Annotated in this window: 9 protein-coding genes; 7 read left to right on the top strand and 2 right to left on the bottom strand. The window is 64.7% G+C overall.

All coding sequences use genetic code 11. The features are described 5' to 3' along the window. Positions 1-79: 79 nt before the first annotated feature. From tssI to D0Y85_RS20915, 5 genes are all read left to right on the top strand, one after another. Positions 80-2,836 (top strand): type VI secretion system Vgr family protein, encoded by a 2,757-nt coding sequence (gene tssI / locus D0Y85_RS17295; protein ID WP_117311390.1) that lies wholly within the window; start codon positions 80-82, stop codon positions 2,834-2,836. Further along, the gene (locus D0Y85_RS17290; RefSeq protein WP_117311389.1) at positions 2,826-3,764 is read left to right on the top strand and encodes a DUF4123 domain-containing protein; all 939 of its coding nucleotides are present in this window, start codon (positions 2,826-2,828) and stop codon (positions 3,762-3,764) included. The genes tssI and D0Y85_RS17290 overlap by 11 nt, the downstream gene beginning before the upstream one ends. Beyond that, entirely contained in the window at positions 3,754-6,654 is a 2,901-nt protein-coding gene (locus tag D0Y85_RS17285; protein WP_229290260.1) for a T6SS effector BTH_I2691 family protein, read from the top strand. Before D0Y85_RS17290 ends, D0Y85_RS17285 begins: the two co-directional genes overlap by 11 nt. Further along, on the top strand, positions 6,651-7,382 hold the full coding sequence (locus D0Y85_RS20665) for a putative type VI secretion system effector (RefSeq protein WP_162887694.1): 732 nt from the start codon (positions 6,651-6,653) through the stop codon (positions 7,380-7,382). The genes D0Y85_RS17285 and D0Y85_RS20665 overlap by 4 nt, the downstream gene beginning before the upstream one ends. A gap of 324 nt (positions 7,383-7,706) precedes the next feature. Next, positions 7,707-8,453 (top strand): putative type VI secretion system effector, encoded by a 747-nt coding sequence (locus D0Y85_RS20915; RefSeq protein ID WP_162887693.1) that lies wholly within the window; start codon positions 7,707-7,709, stop codon positions 8,451-8,453. A gap of 43 nt (positions 8,454-8,496) precedes the next feature. Here the strand turns inward: D0Y85_RS20915 and D0Y85_RS17275 are convergent, their stop codons facing one another. Both D0Y85_RS17275 and D0Y85_RS17270 read right to left on the bottom strand, forming a co-directional pair. Next, a complete protein-coding gene (locus D0Y85_RS17275; protein WP_117311387.1) occupies positions 8,497-9,717 on the bottom strand; it encodes a multifunctional CCA addition/repair protein in 1,221 nt (406 codons plus the stop codon). Between the two features lie 91 nt (positions 9,718-9,808). Further along, complete coding sequence (locus D0Y85_RS17270) at positions 9,809-11,794, bottom strand: transglycosylase SLT domain-containing protein (RefSeq protein ID WP_117311386.1); 1,986 nt, start codon at positions 11,792-11,794, stop codon at positions 9,809-9,811. 151 nt (positions 11,795-11,945) lie between these two features. Here D0Y85_RS17270 and D0Y85_RS17265 point away from each other — a divergent pair, with 151 nt between their 5' ends. Together D0Y85_RS17265 and D0Y85_RS17260 are read left to right on the top strand one after the other, a co-directional pair. Next, the gene (locus D0Y85_RS17265; protein WP_025878672.1) at positions 11,946-12,353 is read left to right on the top strand and encodes a biopolymer transporter ExbD; all 408 of its coding nucleotides are present in this window, start codon (positions 11,946-11,948) and stop codon (positions 12,351-12,353) included. A 371-nt stretch (positions 12,354-12,724) separates the two neighbouring features. Further along, positions 12,725-15,589, top strand: a complete 2,865-nt coding sequence (locus D0Y85_RS17260; RefSeq protein ID WP_117311385.1) for a TonB-dependent receptor — start codon at positions 12,725-12,727, stop codon at positions 15,587-15,589. Positions 15,590-15,605 lie beyond the last annotated feature (16 nt).

Here is a 15,605-nt window from a genome sequence, read left to right as displayed (position 1 = left end):
GCCGCGTCGCGTTTGCCTCTTCATCGGCGCCCATTCCCGCAACACGCTCATGATCCCTTGATCCTGTGCGCGTTGCCCCATGGATGGCTCCGTTCCTTCTTCGCAATGGTTTGCCCTGCGCTCGGCGTTGGCGACGCCCGGGGATGCGCATCGCTTCCTGAGACTGCATACATCGTGTGGCCCGGATGCGCTGGTGGCCGAAACCCTTGATGGCATCGAGCAGATCGACGGCATCGGTTTCCAGTGGACGATCACCGCCCTGTCGCTGGACGCCGGCCTGGCGCTGGCGCCGCTGATCGGGCAGGGCGCGCTGCTGCAGCTGCAACAGGCCGACGGCAGCGTGCGCCCGCTGCATGGGCGCATCACCGCCGCCGAGCGGCTGGGCAGCAACGGCGGCCTGGCCCGCTACCGGCTGCGCCTGCAGCCGTGGCTGGCATTCCTGTCGCAGCGGGTGGACAGCTACGTCTTCCACGACAAGACCGTGGTGGAGATCGTCGAGGACCTCTTCGCCGACTACGGCACGCTGGCGCCGGCCTGGCGCTGGTCGCTGGCGGACGCCAGCCAGTACGCGCGGCGCAGCCTGACCACCCAGTACCAGGAAAGCGACCTGGCCTTCGTCCAGCGCCTGCTGGCCGAGGAAGGCATCTATTACTGGTTCGAGCATGCCGGCGAGCCCGGCGGCGCGGACTTCGGCACGCACACGCTGGTGCTGGCCGACCACAGCCATGACACCGCCGACCTGGGCAGCGTGCGCTTCCATCGCCGCGACGAGAGCGAGCGCAGCGACAGCGTGCAGCAGTGGTCCACCGCGCACCGCTGGCGGCCGGGCAAGGTCGAGCGCGCCACCTGGGACTACCGCACCCTGGAGCGCCGCCAGGCCAGTGCTGAGGCCGGGCAGGGCAACGATCTGGGCATCGTCGACCGCGATACCTGTGGCCCGTATGGCTGGCAGGACAATGCCCGCGGCCAGCGCCGCGCGCAGCAGCACCTGGATGCGCTGCGCGTGCGCGCGCACACCATCGAGGGCGCCGGCCAGTGGCGGGCACTGGCCCCGGGCGCACGCTTCGGCCTGTCGCAGCATCCGCAGGTGGGCGAGGGCGCACAGTTCCTGTGCCTGTCGGTGCGGCACCAGGCCCGCAACAACCTGGATGCCGACGTATTCGATGCGCTGGAGCAGACCCTGGGACCGGCCAGCGTGGCCGCACCGGCGTTGCCCGGCGCGCTGTCCGGGCTGGCCTACGGCGATGCGCCCGGCGAGGTGTCCACCGCGTTCTATGACAACCGCTTCGTCGCCATCCCGTCCGAGGTGACGTACCGGCCGCAGACCGAGGACGGCCACGGCGTGCACCTGCATCCGCGGCCGACCATCACCGGTACGCTCAGCGCGATCGTGGTCAGCGATGGCGATCCCCTGCTGTCCGACCGCGACCACCGCATCAAGGTGCAGTTCCCGTGGCAGCGTGGCGGCAACGCCAGCAGCGGCCTGTCCCATCCCGGTGGCGACGACAATGCCCCGGCCAACGGCGGCGCCTGGACCTGGGTGCGGGTAATGACGCCCTGGGCCGGCGACAACTGGGGCGGCGTGGTGCTGCCGCGGCGCGGGCAGGAAGTGCTGGTGGCGTTCCTGGAAGGCGACATCGACCGCCCGGTGGTGGTCGGTGCGGTCTACAACGGCCGCGGCCAGCAGGATGCGCAGCACAACCAGATCAACGGCGGCGGCGCCAACGCCACCGGCAACGCGGCGGCCTGGTTCGAGGGCAACGACCACGCGGCGGTGTACACCGGCTTCAAGAGCCAGGCGCTGGCCGACAGCCAGGGCGGTACCGGCGGCTACCAGCAGCTGCGGTTCGACGACACGCCCGGGCAGGGCCGCGCGCAGCTGTCCACCACCCAGCACGAGACCACCCTGACGTTGGGCCACCTCAAGGGCGGCCAGGACAACGTGCGCGAAGGCGAGCGCGGCTTCGGCGTGGAGCTGGCCACGCAGGCGCAGGGGGCACTGCGCGCCGGCCGCGGCCTGCTGCTCACCACCGAGCAGGGCACGCCACAGATGGCCGCGCCGCAGGCACTGGGCCAGCTGCAGGAAAGCCAGCAGCTGCTGCAACAGCTGGCCGAGTCCGCAGCCAACCAGCAGGCACAGCTACCCAGTGACCCGACCGAGCTGCCGGTCGACACGACCCTGACCGAACTGCAGGAAGCGCTGCGCGCCACCCATAGCGGCAGTGCGGCGGGCAGCATCGCCGGCGGCGATGGCGAAGCGCCGGGCTGGAGTTCACCGGTGCTGCTGGGCAGTGGCGTGGCCGGCGTGCTGAGCCTGACCCCGGCCGACCAGGTCTGGGTGAGCGGCACCCATACCACCCTGGCCAGCGGCGTGGCGCTGAACTGGATGACGCAGGGCTCACTGACGATGGCCGTGGCCGGTGGCCTGGTGCTGTACACCGCCGGCGTGCAGCCCAGCGCCGGGAGCCCGAACCAGGAGCGCGGCATCGCGCTGCACGCAGCGCAGGGCAAGGTGAGCGCGCGTGCGCACAAGAACCAGGCGATCGTGGCGGCCAGGACGCAGGTGCGTATCGCCAGTACCGAGGCGGACGTGCAGCTGTCGGCACCGAGCAAGCACCTGCTGGCGACAGCCGCCGGGGCCTACATTCGCATTGAGGGCGACAACATCGAGCTGGGCGCGCCGGGGAAAGTGGAGTTCAAGGCGAGCCAGCGGGAGTGGGTGGGGCCGGCGAGCATTTCCGGCGAGGCAGGCGTTCCAGCTGGGCAGTTCAAGGGGTGTGAGCCGCACTTGAACGCTGCAGCGCGCCGACACGAGGGGTACGCCGATGTCGGTTGAATCGTTGCGCGAACAGTTGGTCAGTATCGACCGCAGCAGTGCGGGGCAATGCCACCTGCTGGTGCAACCGGCAGATGATCGATGCGAGGGGGATGAGGCCTTCGACGCGTTGCTGGAATCGGTCGGGATAACGCCGGTTCCCGTCGCCATTCGACAGATACCGTCGACCCTGTGGCCGTCCCTGATCCCCCTCGACCTGGGCAAAGGCGAGCACTCCCTGCTGTCCGGCAAGGCGGTGGAAATGGCGATGGCGCAGCGCTCGGCATCGTCGTTGCTGGCCGCGCGCCCACAACGTGCGTGTGCGTGGGTATGGACGCCGTTGCTGACACGACAATTGGCCAGGCAGCTGGCCGAGCGTGCGGTCGCGCATTGCCCGCATGCGCAGGGCCGGAAGCGATGGCTGCGCTTCTATGACCCGATGGTGACGGATCTGTTCCTGCAGTGCTCATCGCGACCGCAACGGGCGTATCGGTTTGAAGGTGTGACCACGTGGATGTTCCTGGATCGATGGGGAGAGTGGGCCATCAGCAACGCCGTCGCACCTGCACTGCCCGGTGACCCTGCGGTGTTCTGGCCCGAGCTGGAATGTATTGGTGCATTGAACCAGGCGTGGATCGGCGCGCTGCGAGCCGGAAGTCCGCCGGATCGCGCCACGCTCGCGCAGGTGCAGCGCAGTGTCGGAGAGGGGCGCCGTTGTGGTGTGTCCAGTGGTACTGATCTGGATCTGTTCGCCACGCATGGGCTCTCCATTGGCCCTCATTTCCACAGGCATCCGACGATCCAGGCATTGCTGACGCAGATCGCGCACGGTGGGCGGTATGGCGAGCTAATTCGACGGATTGGAGACACGGAGTGGCAGGACATCCGCATCGCGGCGTCCGCACATGCAAGTGCGATCAAGGGAGGCAGGACACGTGATGCGCGATAGCAGAGATGGGTTCGACACAAACGGGCCCTTCACCGGTGGCAGCAGTGTGGGGGTCCGCAGCACGGGTAGTCCAGACATCGTCGATCTTCCGACGGTTACCGCCACGCTGCCGGATGCGACAGAAAGATCAGCCTGCGACGTCTGCCGCTCCGCCGGGCTGGCCATCCTGCCGGTGCGCTACACGGTGGTGCCTGCCAGCTGCAACGTGGACCTTGGTGGCCTGTCACCCGCACACGCCAGCGATGTTGATGTCAGTGCAGCGGGATACACCTACGCGCTCAGAACATTGCGCCAGGGTCTGTTGTACCTGTACTACGAGCAGGGCCCCTACGGCCCGCAATACTGGGAATGCTACGCCATCGCCGAGAACGGCACCCTGTGGCGACAACCCACCGCTTACAGTGCGCGCGCCATCGCAGGTGGCGGCCTGCCCCGATGCGGCCGTAGTGGCCACGATCCGATGCGCACCGAGTTCATCACTATCCAGCGCCCGTATCTGTGTGGAACGGTCTGGCTGGCCTACTCCCAGCATCCCTGGACGCCCGCAACGCTGGAGCGCTACGGATCAGACCCGGTCCTTCGCGCTGAACGCATGCAGGCCATCGAGCCCGACAGATGGATCGCGTCGGCGAGAGCGGAAGGAGACCAAGCGCCATTGAGCGACGCAAGCGCGTTGGCCTCGATCATGGAGTATCGATGGCTGGACAATCCGTCAGGAGACCCGCAAGACCTTCCGTACAGCAGTGCGCTCCCGGTTGCCTCCAATCCGGACGGAGGGCTTCGCAAGGCGCGGCTGCACGCGCATGGCACGCGCTACCCGTGGTCGCGGCGGGACTACCCACGCAGCGACGGTGTCGACCCGCGCCAACAGCGTTTTGAACGTCTGCAGCAGCACAGCAGCAATGGGCGCATCGGCAGTGATCGCCAGGAGTACCCGCCCATGTTGCTGGGCCTGTGGGATGCGGTTGGCGTCGTGCACGAGCTCAGTGGCTACTGCAATGACCTGGTTGCCTGCATCAACCAGTTCAAGAGCGAGCGCGAGCTGGAAGTCAGCGCTGTTGACCAGATCGAACAGATCTCGCGCCTGCTGGAGCTCAATGGTGCTGTGATGGCAGGAAACTACGCAGAACAGACGGTGCGTGAGGTGGAGCGGCAGCGTCGCCTCGGCAATCCCTCGCTTCCCTCATGGGATCCCAAGGTAGAGCTTTCCGAGGAGGAGAAGCGAGAACTCGCGCGGGAATATGAGCGCCAGTTCCTGCCGCTCTATCTGCAGGACGCCCAGGACGCGTGGAAGAACAAATACTGGCCACTGATTGACGAGCCGCGTTTCACCGCGTTCAAGAAGAACATGGACGCGATGGCGCAGCAGGTACTCGACCGGATGGCGCCGAAGATGCGTGTGCTGGTTGCCTGGCTCCGCCATGATCTGCTGCTGGTGACGCTGGAGGACTTTGATGGACAGTCCGCTGCGCAGGGAGTGTGGTTTGAGGAGATCATCACTGAGGCGATCGCGGTGCTTGGCATGCACGAGATCGGCCGAACGCTGTTGACTGAACTGGCTGGCGATCTGGCTGTGACCGGCAGATCGTCCCTGCTGTGGCGAGTCATTGCGCAGAACCAGGACGCTGCCCGGCAAGAGCTGCAGCAGACGCTCAAGGCGGCTGAGGCCGGGGCCAACACCATTCTGTCCGCCGCAGGTGCGAGCTGGGCGGCATTTGTGTCCGGGACGGCGCATCTGAAGACCTTCATCTCCAACTATCGCAAGCTGGAAGCCGCGCAGAAGGAGGCAGTGCCATCCACCGCCAGTGCCCGCATCCTTCGAGACAGTGGCGTTGATCGCTTCGTCACCACCGCCGGTGCGTTCCTGCTGAATCGGTTCCCGCTCAATGGCATCCAGGACACCGCCGGCAATGCCATGGTCCGGTTTGTGCTTCTGACCCGGTCGTTGATGGAACGCGATGAGGCCATCAGCCTGGTCGCCGAAGAGCTCAGTAGTGGCCAGCAGGGCAAACGCTACTTTCTGGAGCGCATCCAGTTCTATCGCGCCAAGGGCAGTGCACTGCCGATGCAGTTCGCGCTTCGGGACTTGGAGCTGCACTACGGCGCGCTGGCGATGCGCAAGCGTTGGCAGGCCGCGGCAGAGAGCAGTCGCAACGTGGTGCGCCTGAATTCGCTGACCGGCGTGCTGGAGATGGTGAACTTCATCCATCTGGCCACGAAGGTGGATAAACAGACGCGGGACTACGCGACGCTATTGGCCTCTGGAATGTCGCTTGTGGCCGTGTATACCGGTGTGCACGAGACTGTGGCGAAAGAGTTTTTTGGAGCGGGCAGTGTCAGTGCCGTACGGATGAAGGTTGCCGGGAGTGTGATGGCGGGGGCGGGTAGCTTAATTGGGGCGTATTACAGCCTGGAAGAAGCTGATGGGACTGTGAGGAAAGGCAACTACGCTCATTTCACAGCGCTCTTGGTCAAGGGCGGGGCGGCAGGAGCAGCTGGATCTGCTCATTTTCTGACGGCGCTTGCTTATTCTTCCCCGGTGATCGAACGGACTGTTGGGAGAAATGCACTAACTTTAGGTCTGAGGGGGCTGCATGCTGGACTTGAAGTTGCCGCAGGAAGGGAGGGCGGACATATAGTCGCATCGCAAGCAATGAAACGTGTCGGCGTATGGACTTTGCGACTGAGTGGCTGGGAGGTGGCTTTGATTCTGCTGGCTATAGAGGCGCTGATCTGGGCGATTAGTCCAAACGAGCTGGAGAAATGGTGCGCGTCCAACTCCTTCGGAAAAAGGGATGAGAAGAAGGGTGGAAGTTCTTATGCAACAGCGCGGGAGCAGCAGCTGGCGTTTGAGAAGGCGCTCGGTGCCGTGTCTGCGAGGGTGCAATGAGCACTGAAATTCAGGTAGATCCTACTGGCAGTGGCCCGCTTGAAACTGAGGTTGGAACAATTGTGGATCTGAGGGTTCAGCATTACGTCAAGAACGTATTCTGGCGGGAGGGTGATCGGGAGGGGATGGCAGCCACCGGTGCATTCGCAGCGGCGCTAGGCCTTAGTGGACCAGCAGCAGGCATGGCTATGATGTCTGCGGAGGAAATGGAAGAGCCAGTTACCAAAGTTGAGTTCAGACTTGGTGAGATGGCTGTGGAAGGGCTTCTCTGGAACTGGCCTTTTAACGAGGGTGACATTGTTCGAGTTGTTGGTGCACGGAACGACGAAGGAAGATTTTTTGCTATCTCGGTTCTTGATGAGGATAGAAGGCTGATTGTTTCCTATCCGCATGTCAGTGCTGGTACGTTGGCGCATTGGATTTCAGTGCTTAAATATTCGCTTGTGATTTCAATTCCGTGGTGGGGGCTGGTAATAGCTTTCTATGCATGGAAATTTTATGCGCCATTTCACCTGTTGGTTCAGTCCTATTTGGTGGGGGTTCTTGTTTTTTGTGTGATTGGGTATCGAGTTGGTCGTAGATTTGTCAGTTATGCCAAATTGGCGGATTCAGTTTTTTCTACGCTTGGGTGGAAGGGGCCTAGGGGAATAAATCTTCGTAGAGTGACCAAGAGGAAGCGACAGGCAGGTGATCATGTCGCTCTGGGTGATACCTATTTCAGATATTGAATTCTCTACATCAGTGTTGGGGTGATGGCCGGCAGATGCTCGATCGGTTGACCTGAAAGTAGAATTCCGCTTGATACGGAGGCTGGTGTGGTCTCAGAGCTTTTTGTTGAGCATGCGTTCGAGGATATTCTGTGCTGTTCTGTTTGCCGAGCTGGATTTGAGCGATCCTAAAGAGATCAATCTCAGGTCCGGAAGGTTGGCTCGAGCGCGAGAAGGTGATGGCTCCGGTATTAGGGACACCTATTTCAGATACTGAAAATCTTTTGATGATTTCGATGGCGGATGCGCATCTGTTAGCTTGTGAAATTTTCCAGGTGGATTGCAGTGAATAGTAAACGTAAGCCGGGCTCGACCGGCAAGGTGCTGTTCGAGACCGAAACCGGCATCATTTCCAATCTGCGGGTCAGGCATGTGGTGCAGAACGTCTTCTGGCGCGACGGGGATCGCGAAAAAATGGCCGCCACGGGCGCCGCTGCCGCCACGCTGGGCCTTAGCGGGCCCGCCGCTGGCATGGCGATGATGTCCAATGAGGAAACGGAAGAACCAGCTACGAGGGTGGAATTTCGGTTCGGCGAAATGCTGGTGAAGGGGCTGTTCTGGAATTGGCCCTTCAAAGAGGGCGACTCCGTGCGGGTGGTCGGGCGTCGGGACAAGGCGGGGAACTTCATTGCCTTGTCTGTGCTCGATGAGAAGAAGAGGCTCATCGTTTCCTATCCGTATGTCAGTTCAGGTAGCTGGGCCCACTGGATCGCGGTGGCCAAGTACTCGCTGGCGCTATCTGTTCCCTTGTACATGATCCATGTCGCGTTCTTCCTGATCGACGCTCTCACGGGAGACGGACTGGCACCCTTGGAGATGATCGCGGATGCATACTTGATATGCGTTCTGGTTTGCCTCTACCTTGGATACAGAATTGGCCGCCATTTCACGCGGTTCGCAAAGATGGCCGATGCGATATTCGGAACGCTCGGTTGGCCCAATGCAAAGCGCATCAATCTGCGACGCATCACCAAGCAGAAGCGTCAGCCGGGCGACCACCCCGCCTTGGGCGATACCTACTTCAGGTACTGACAGCGGCGTCTAGCGCCACGCTTCCCCAGCAAGCCGCGCATCCCTACCGCGCGGCCGCAATCGCCTTCACCCGCGCCCTCGCCAGTGCCTCGCCCACCGCTGGGCCTTTCAGTTGGCGCAGGTCCAGATCCCGCGCCTGCACTGACAGCGCCGCCCGGTGCAGGCGCTTGAGCGTTTCGCCCTGCGGGTAGTCGCTGTCCTCGAAACCGAGCCGGCCGCGCTTGTCGGCCTCGCAGCACAGCGCGATGCGTGCCACCCGCTCCGGCCGGCGCAACGCATCGCAGCGGCCCAGCAGCTCCAGCACGGTGGCGTCGCGCAGTTCGTCGATGCGATGCACGTTCAGATGCTCGCGGCAGACCGCCTCGGCCAGCTGCTGGTGCTCGGCGGGGATCTTCAGGCGCGCGCACAGTGCTTTCAGCGGTTTGATGCCGCGCTGCTCGTGCATGATGTGGCGCGGCCATTCCTCGGCCGGGGTCAGGCCCTTGCCGAGGTCGTGGGTCAGTGCGGCGAAGCCGACCAGGTCATCACCGGGCGCCAGCGTCGCCGCCATGTCGCTGACCATTTCCTGATGGATGCCGGTGTCGACTTCCGGATGGAATTCCGCGCGCTGCGGTACGCCGTACAGCGCTTCCAGCTCTGGCAGTATCGGGCCAAGCGCGTGCGCGTCGTGCAGGGTGCGCAGGAACGCCGATGGGCGCTCGCACACCAATGCCTTGCGCAGTTCCTGCCACACACGTTCCGGCACCAGCGCGTCGAGCTCGCCACTGGCGGCTACCTCGCGCATCAGCGCCATGGTTTCCGGCGCGACGGTAAAACCGAGCGAGGCGAAGCGGGCCATGAAGCGCGCCGCACGCAGCACGCGCAGCGGGTCTTCAACGAATGCGGGACCGACATGGCGCAGCACGCGCTGCTCGATGTCGCGCGCGCCGCCATAGGGATCGACCAGCGTGCCGCTGTCTTCATCGCAGGCGATGGCATTGATGGTGAAGTCGCGGCGCTGCAGGTCTTCTTCCAGCGTCACCGCCGGATCGGCATCGACCACGAAGCCGCGGTAGCCACGGCCGGATTTGCGTTCGGTGCGGGCCAGCGCGTATTCCTCGCCGGTCTTCGGGTGCAGGAAGACGGGGAAATCACGGCCCACGGCGGTGAAGCCCTGGGCTTCCATCTGCGCGGGCGTGGCGCCGACGACGACCCAGTCACGGTCGCCGGCAGGCCGCTGCAACAGGCGGTCGCGCACGGCGCCGCCGACAAGATAGATCTTCATGGGGGGGATGATGGCACGGTAGCGCCGGGCCGTGCCCGGCGGAACACATGGCGTTCGCCGGGCATGGCCCGGCGCTACCGATACAGCGTGATCAATCGCCGCCCTGGTCGGCGTTGGCGGCGCAGGTGAAGGCCTTGCGCTTGTCCACCAGGCGGCCCATCAGGCGGTCGCTCAGCGGCAATGCGTCGCCATTGAGTCGCCAGTCGTAGATCACGCTGAAGGCCAGCACGCGGGCGACATACTCGCGCGTTTCCTTATAGCTGATGGTCTCGATCCACAGGTCCGGATCGAAGCCCGGGCGCTGGGTCTGCCAGCGTGCGGTCGGCGTCGGGCCCGCGTTGTAGGCGGCGATGGTCACGTAGGGCAGGCCGTCGTACTTGTTCATCAACTGCCGCAGGTACGCGGTGCCGATGGCGATGTTGGTATCCGGGTCGTACAGGCTGTCAGCGCCGCCGTAGCCGGTCAGGCCGATGGACCTGGCCACGCCGGCGCCGGTCGCCGGCAGTACCTGCATCAGGCCCATCGCATTGGCAGGCGAACGCGCGCGCGGGGTGAAAGTGCTTTCGGCGCGGATCTCGGCGGCCACCCAGGCCGGGTCGATGGCATTGCGTGCCGATTCACGGCGGATCGTGGCGTCGTGGTGCAGCGGGAAGCGCAGGTCGTACAGGCGTTGCTCCTGCGGCTGCTTGCCGAGCGCGAACACCGCGCGGTCGAACCAACCATTGTCCTGCGCTACGCGCACGGCGAGGCGACGCTGGGTGTCATCGAAGCGTGACAGCGCATTGTTCCATTCGGCCACCGCCCAGCCGGTGCGGTCGATCTGATACAGCGCCATCGCCCGCTGGATGGCCGGATCGCGGGCCACCGCGGCCTGCGCCTGCGCGCTGTCGTTGGGCTTCCACGGGCACAGCGTGTAGGGCTGCTGCAGCTTGTCCGCAGCGAGGAAGCCATGGAACGTCGGTGCGCGCGCGGCTTCGCGGAACAACGGCTGCGCCTGCTGTGCCTGGCCGGTCTTTTCCAGCATGCGGCCTTCGAAATAGCGCCAGCGCGAATCATTGCGCTGGGTCGGGCCCATCTTGCGGATTGCCGCCAGCGCCGCCGGCCAATCGCCGCGCGACATCGCTTCGCGTGCGCGCCATTCGTGCAGGCGTTCGTCGTAGGCCGCATCAGGCACGGCGTTCAGACGGCGAGCCGAGTCGGGCAGATAGGACGCCACCGTCCACAGGGCGATCTGGTAACGCACCTGGCCCTGCTGTTCGGCGCTCAGGCCCAGCGCCTGCGCGTACTGCGGCAGCTGCTGTTCGGTAGCATCCGGGTCGGCCTTGGCCAGCTTGGCCAGGCCGTCGGTGGCGATGCGCCGGCTGCGCTCGTTGCGCGGCCAGTTCAGGGCGCTGGCATTGGGCTTGTCGACGAAGGCGGCGTAGGTGTTGGCCAGGGCCAGATCACTGGCCGGCAGGCCGCGCGCGGCCGAACGCATCACCGCTGGCTGCTGTGCATCGGCAGCGGCATCGATGCGTTCCCAGCGCAGCGCATCGCTCATGCCACCCTGCGCCTGTAGTACGGCGAACACGGCGTCGCAGGCGTCGGGCAACGACTTGCCGTTCTTGCGCCACAGATCCTGGGCTTCACCGATCCACTGCGGGTCCAGCTTGCCGGTGGCCTGGCGCGCTGTCAGCTGCGCACAACGCAGGCCGAGGTTGTCGGTGGGAGCCCAGTTGGCCAGCAGCGTCGGCCAGTCCTGGCGGCGCGCTACAGAGGGCAGCCAGGCGCTGCGGAAGCTGTTGGCCACGGCCTGGCCCTGGTAACGCTTGAGGAAGGCCTGTGCCTGCGCCGTATCGACGGTGTCGATGTTGCGCCGCAGGTTGGCGAACTCCAGCCAGCCATACGCGGGATGGCGGCTGAGCGCGGCGGCCTGGCCGGGATCGAACTGGCCACGTTCGGCGGCGGCGATGGCGGCCTTCAGCTGGGCGTTCTGGGCATCGAGGGACTGGGCACTCGCGCAGCCGATCAGCAGCGTGGTGGCCAGCGGGAGCAGGGACAGGGCGGTCGAAGATCGTCGGGTCATGGCGACCAGCATAGCGGGCAGTGGCTGAATTCAGTTTCGCATCGTGTACACGGCCGACGACGGCAACGACAGCTGAATGATGGCGGGATCCGCACTGCCGCGAGGGCGGTTGTCCGGCGTAGGTTTGGGCTGGGGCGACCGGCCCTGCTGCAGGGAGCGGCACATGGCATTCAGTAGCGCAGGAAGAAGCGGCCCGCTGGCGGACATCAACGTCACGCCACTGGTGGATGTAATGCTGGTGTTGTTGATCATCTTCATCGTGACCGCGCCGATGTTGTCACGGCCGATCAACGTGCAGTTGCCGCAGGCCACCGATCGCGTGGTGGATCGCCCCGAGCCGCCGCCGCCGATCGAGCTGCGCCTGGATGCGTCCAGCCAGTTGAGCTGGGACGGACAGCCGATGGCCATCGGCGATCTGCAGTCGCGCCTGCAGGCGCAGGCCAGCGAGCATGCCGGCAACCTGCCGGAGCTGCGCATCAGCACCGATCCGTCGGCCGAGTACGACGGCATGGCCAAGATCCTGGCCGCCGCCGAAGCCACCGGCATGCAACGCATCGCGTTCGTGCAGTGAGTGGATCACCGGTGCGGCCTTCCCAAGGGAAGGCCGCACGTGCACCGGTAGCGCCGGGTCATACCCGGCGGCAGACCTGCGATGCGCACCGGGCTTGGCAGAGACGTGTTCGACAATTCGCCGGGCATGGCCCGGCGCTACCGTGACCCCGGCGGGAGAATGACCCAGCGCTACGGCCATGTTGTCGTACGCGCATTTCGGTGAATACGTAGGTAAATGACGTTATCTGCTTTCAGAATCGTCAAATTCGCGTGAAAGAGTGTCGGGCATCACGCCGCGATGTTTACAGCTTGTTTACAAAGGAGACGCTGCCGCCATGCAGGGGGGAGCGCGGCAGTCCATGTCCCGACATTCCTTTGGAGAGAGAGCGAATGAATTACCTGCATCACCGCCCCTTGGCGGTTGCCGTCGCGCTGTGCGTGACCGCACTGGCCCCGTTGGGGGCTGCTGCCCAATCGGCCACCACCGACCTGGATCGCGTCGAAGTCACAGGTACCCGCATCAAGCGCGCTGAAGTGGAAGGCCAGGTGCCGGTCCAGACGCTCAACCGCGCCGACATCGAACGCACCGGCCTGACCTCGATCGGTGAAGTGCTGCAACAGCTCACCGGCTCGGGCTCGGCGCTCAATGCCAAGTTCAATTCGTCGGGCAACTTCGGTTTCCCACCCGACGGCAGCGGCGTCGGCGCGGGTTCGGCGCAGGTGGACCTTCGCCATCTCGGTGCCAAGCGCGTTCTGGTGCTGGTCGATGGCATCCGCTGGGTCAATGAATCCTCGGCCTCGGGCGTGGGCTCGGCCACCGATCTCAACACCATCCCGCTGGCGATCGTTGAGCGTATCGAAGTGCTGGAAGACGGCGCATCGTCGCTTTACGGCTCCGATGCCATCGCCGGTGTGGTCAACATCATCACCCGCCGCGATTTCGATGGCGGCCAGGTGACGATGAACTACGGCCAGTATGGCAAGGGCGACGGCACGCAGAAGGGCGTGGACCTGGCCTGGGGCAAGAGCGGCGACCGTTACAGCCTGTTCCTGGGGGCAAGCTGGACCAAGCAGGATCCGGTGTATGCGAAGGACCGCGAGCAGTCGCGCTTCCCGATCCCCGGCACCGGCCTGGCCTTCGGCAGCGGCGGCATTCCGCAGGGGCGCTTCGCCTTCGTCGATCCCAACACCGGTGCCGAACAGGACATCGTGCCCAACACCGGCGTGAGCAGCCCGCGTTACGACGGCAGCGCCGGCTGCAACCGCACCGACGACTACCACTGCTTCACCAGCGCCGACCGCTTCAACTTCGCCGAATACAACATGGTGCTGACACCGTCGGAGCGTAAGGGCCTGTTCGGCCAGTTCCGGTTCGACATCACCGACAACGTGCAGTGGTACGTCAAGGCACTGGGCAACCGCCGCGAGTCGACCAACCAGGCCGGCCCGGAACCGCTGTTCTTCGGCCCTGATGGTGCCACCGGCAATCCGCTGGCCGACAACATCGTGGTCTCGGCACTGAACCCGTACAACCCGTTCGGCTTCGACCTGGTGTCGTCGGGCAACATGAGCCTGATCGGCCGCCGTCCGGTGGAAGGCGGCGCGCGCGTATTCGAACAGCAGGTGGACACCACGTACTTCGCCACCGGCCTGGTCGGCAACTTCCAGGCCGCTGACCGCAGCTGGTACTGGGACGTCAACGGCATGTACAGCAAGAACAAGGCCGAGCAGACCAACTACGGCAGCTACAACATCTACAACGTCAACATGGCGCTGGGCGATCCTGCGGTGTGTGCGGCCACGCCGGGCTGCGTACCGCTGAACATCTTCGGTGGCGCCGGTTCGATCACCCCGGACATGCTGCGCTGGATCCAGCCGGTGGTTCGCGACCGCAGCCAGAACGAGCTGAGCCTGTTCACCGCCAACCTGTCCAGCGATCTGTTCACCCTGCCGGCCGGCCCGGTGTCCTTCGCCACCGGCCTCGAACACCGCAAGTACAAAGGTTCGTACCAGCCTGACCCGCTGACGGTGATCGGCCACTACAACGGCGTACCGTCGCAGCCGACGTCCGGCTCCTACGACGTCAACGAAGCGTACCTGGAGCTGAGCGTGCCGATCTTCGCCGACTCGGCACTGGGCAAGAAGCTGGACCTGAGCCTGGCTGGCCGCTACTCGGATTACTCGACCTTCGGTGGCGAGTTCACGCCCAAGTACGGCCTGCGCTGGCAGGTGACCGATGACTTCGTGCTGCGTACCACCTACGCCGAAGGCTTCCGCGCACCGTCGATCGGCGAGCTGTACGGCTCGGCCGCGCGCGCCGATCTGCAGTTGTTCGATCCGTGCTCGGTGGGCCTGGGTGGCACACCGCCGCGTGGCAGTGCGGCCAACTGCGCATCGCTGGGCGTGCCGACCGGCTTCCAGCAGGCCAACTCGCAGATCTCGGTGACCACCGGCGGCAACCGCGAGCTGGAGCCGGAGCAGTCACGCAGCTTCAGTGCCGGTTTCGTGTGGAGCCCCTGGTTCGGCAATGATGCATCGTGGTCGGAGCGCTTCGACGTGGAAGTGACGTTCTACCGCCACAACATCGATGGCGCGATCCAGGCGATCAACGCGCAGACCCAGCTGGACCTGTGCGTGGATACCCTGGACCCGATCTACTGCGACGGCATCACCCGTGCCAGCACCGGTGCGGTCAGCAGCTTCAACAACCGCCTGACCAACCTGGGTTCGATCAAGACCGACGGCTGGGATGTGGACCTGTTCTGGACCCTGCCGCAGAGCTCGATCGGCCAGTTCAAGCTGGGCTGGAAGAACACCTTCGTCGGTCGCTATGAGGCCACCGGTGCGGCCGGCCAGCGGCAGCCGCAGAAGCCCGGCGTGGAAGTGGCTGACAGTTCGATTCCGGAATGGACCAGCAACGCCAGCATCGGCTGGACGCTGGACAACTGGAGCGCCAACTGGACGGTACGCCACATTTCCGAACTGACCGAAGACTGCGGTGACGCCGTGGCGTTCCCGGTGTGCAGCAACCAGGCCGCCGGCACCAACACGCTGTCGGCCACCACCTTCCATGACATGCAGGTGGGCTACAGGATCGACTGGATGAAGGGCCTGCAGCTGACGGCGGGCCTGAACAACGTGTTCGACAAGGACCCGCCGATCTGCCTGTCGTGTTCGTTGAACGGCTATGACGCCTCGACCTACGACATCCCGCGTGGCCGTTACTGGTACCTGCGCGCGGACCTGCGGTTCTGATGTGAGTACAGCAGCG

Source organism: Stenotrophomonas sp. G4 (assembly GCF_003428825.1).
In the GTDB taxonomy this organism is placed as follows: Bacteria; Pseudomonadota; Gammaproteobacteria; order Xanthomonadales; family Xanthomonadaceae; genus Stenotrophomonas; species Stenotrophomonas indicatrix.
The sequence above is the reverse complement of the archived record's forward strand: the minus strand, read 5'-3'. Positions and strand labels throughout refer to the sequence as shown.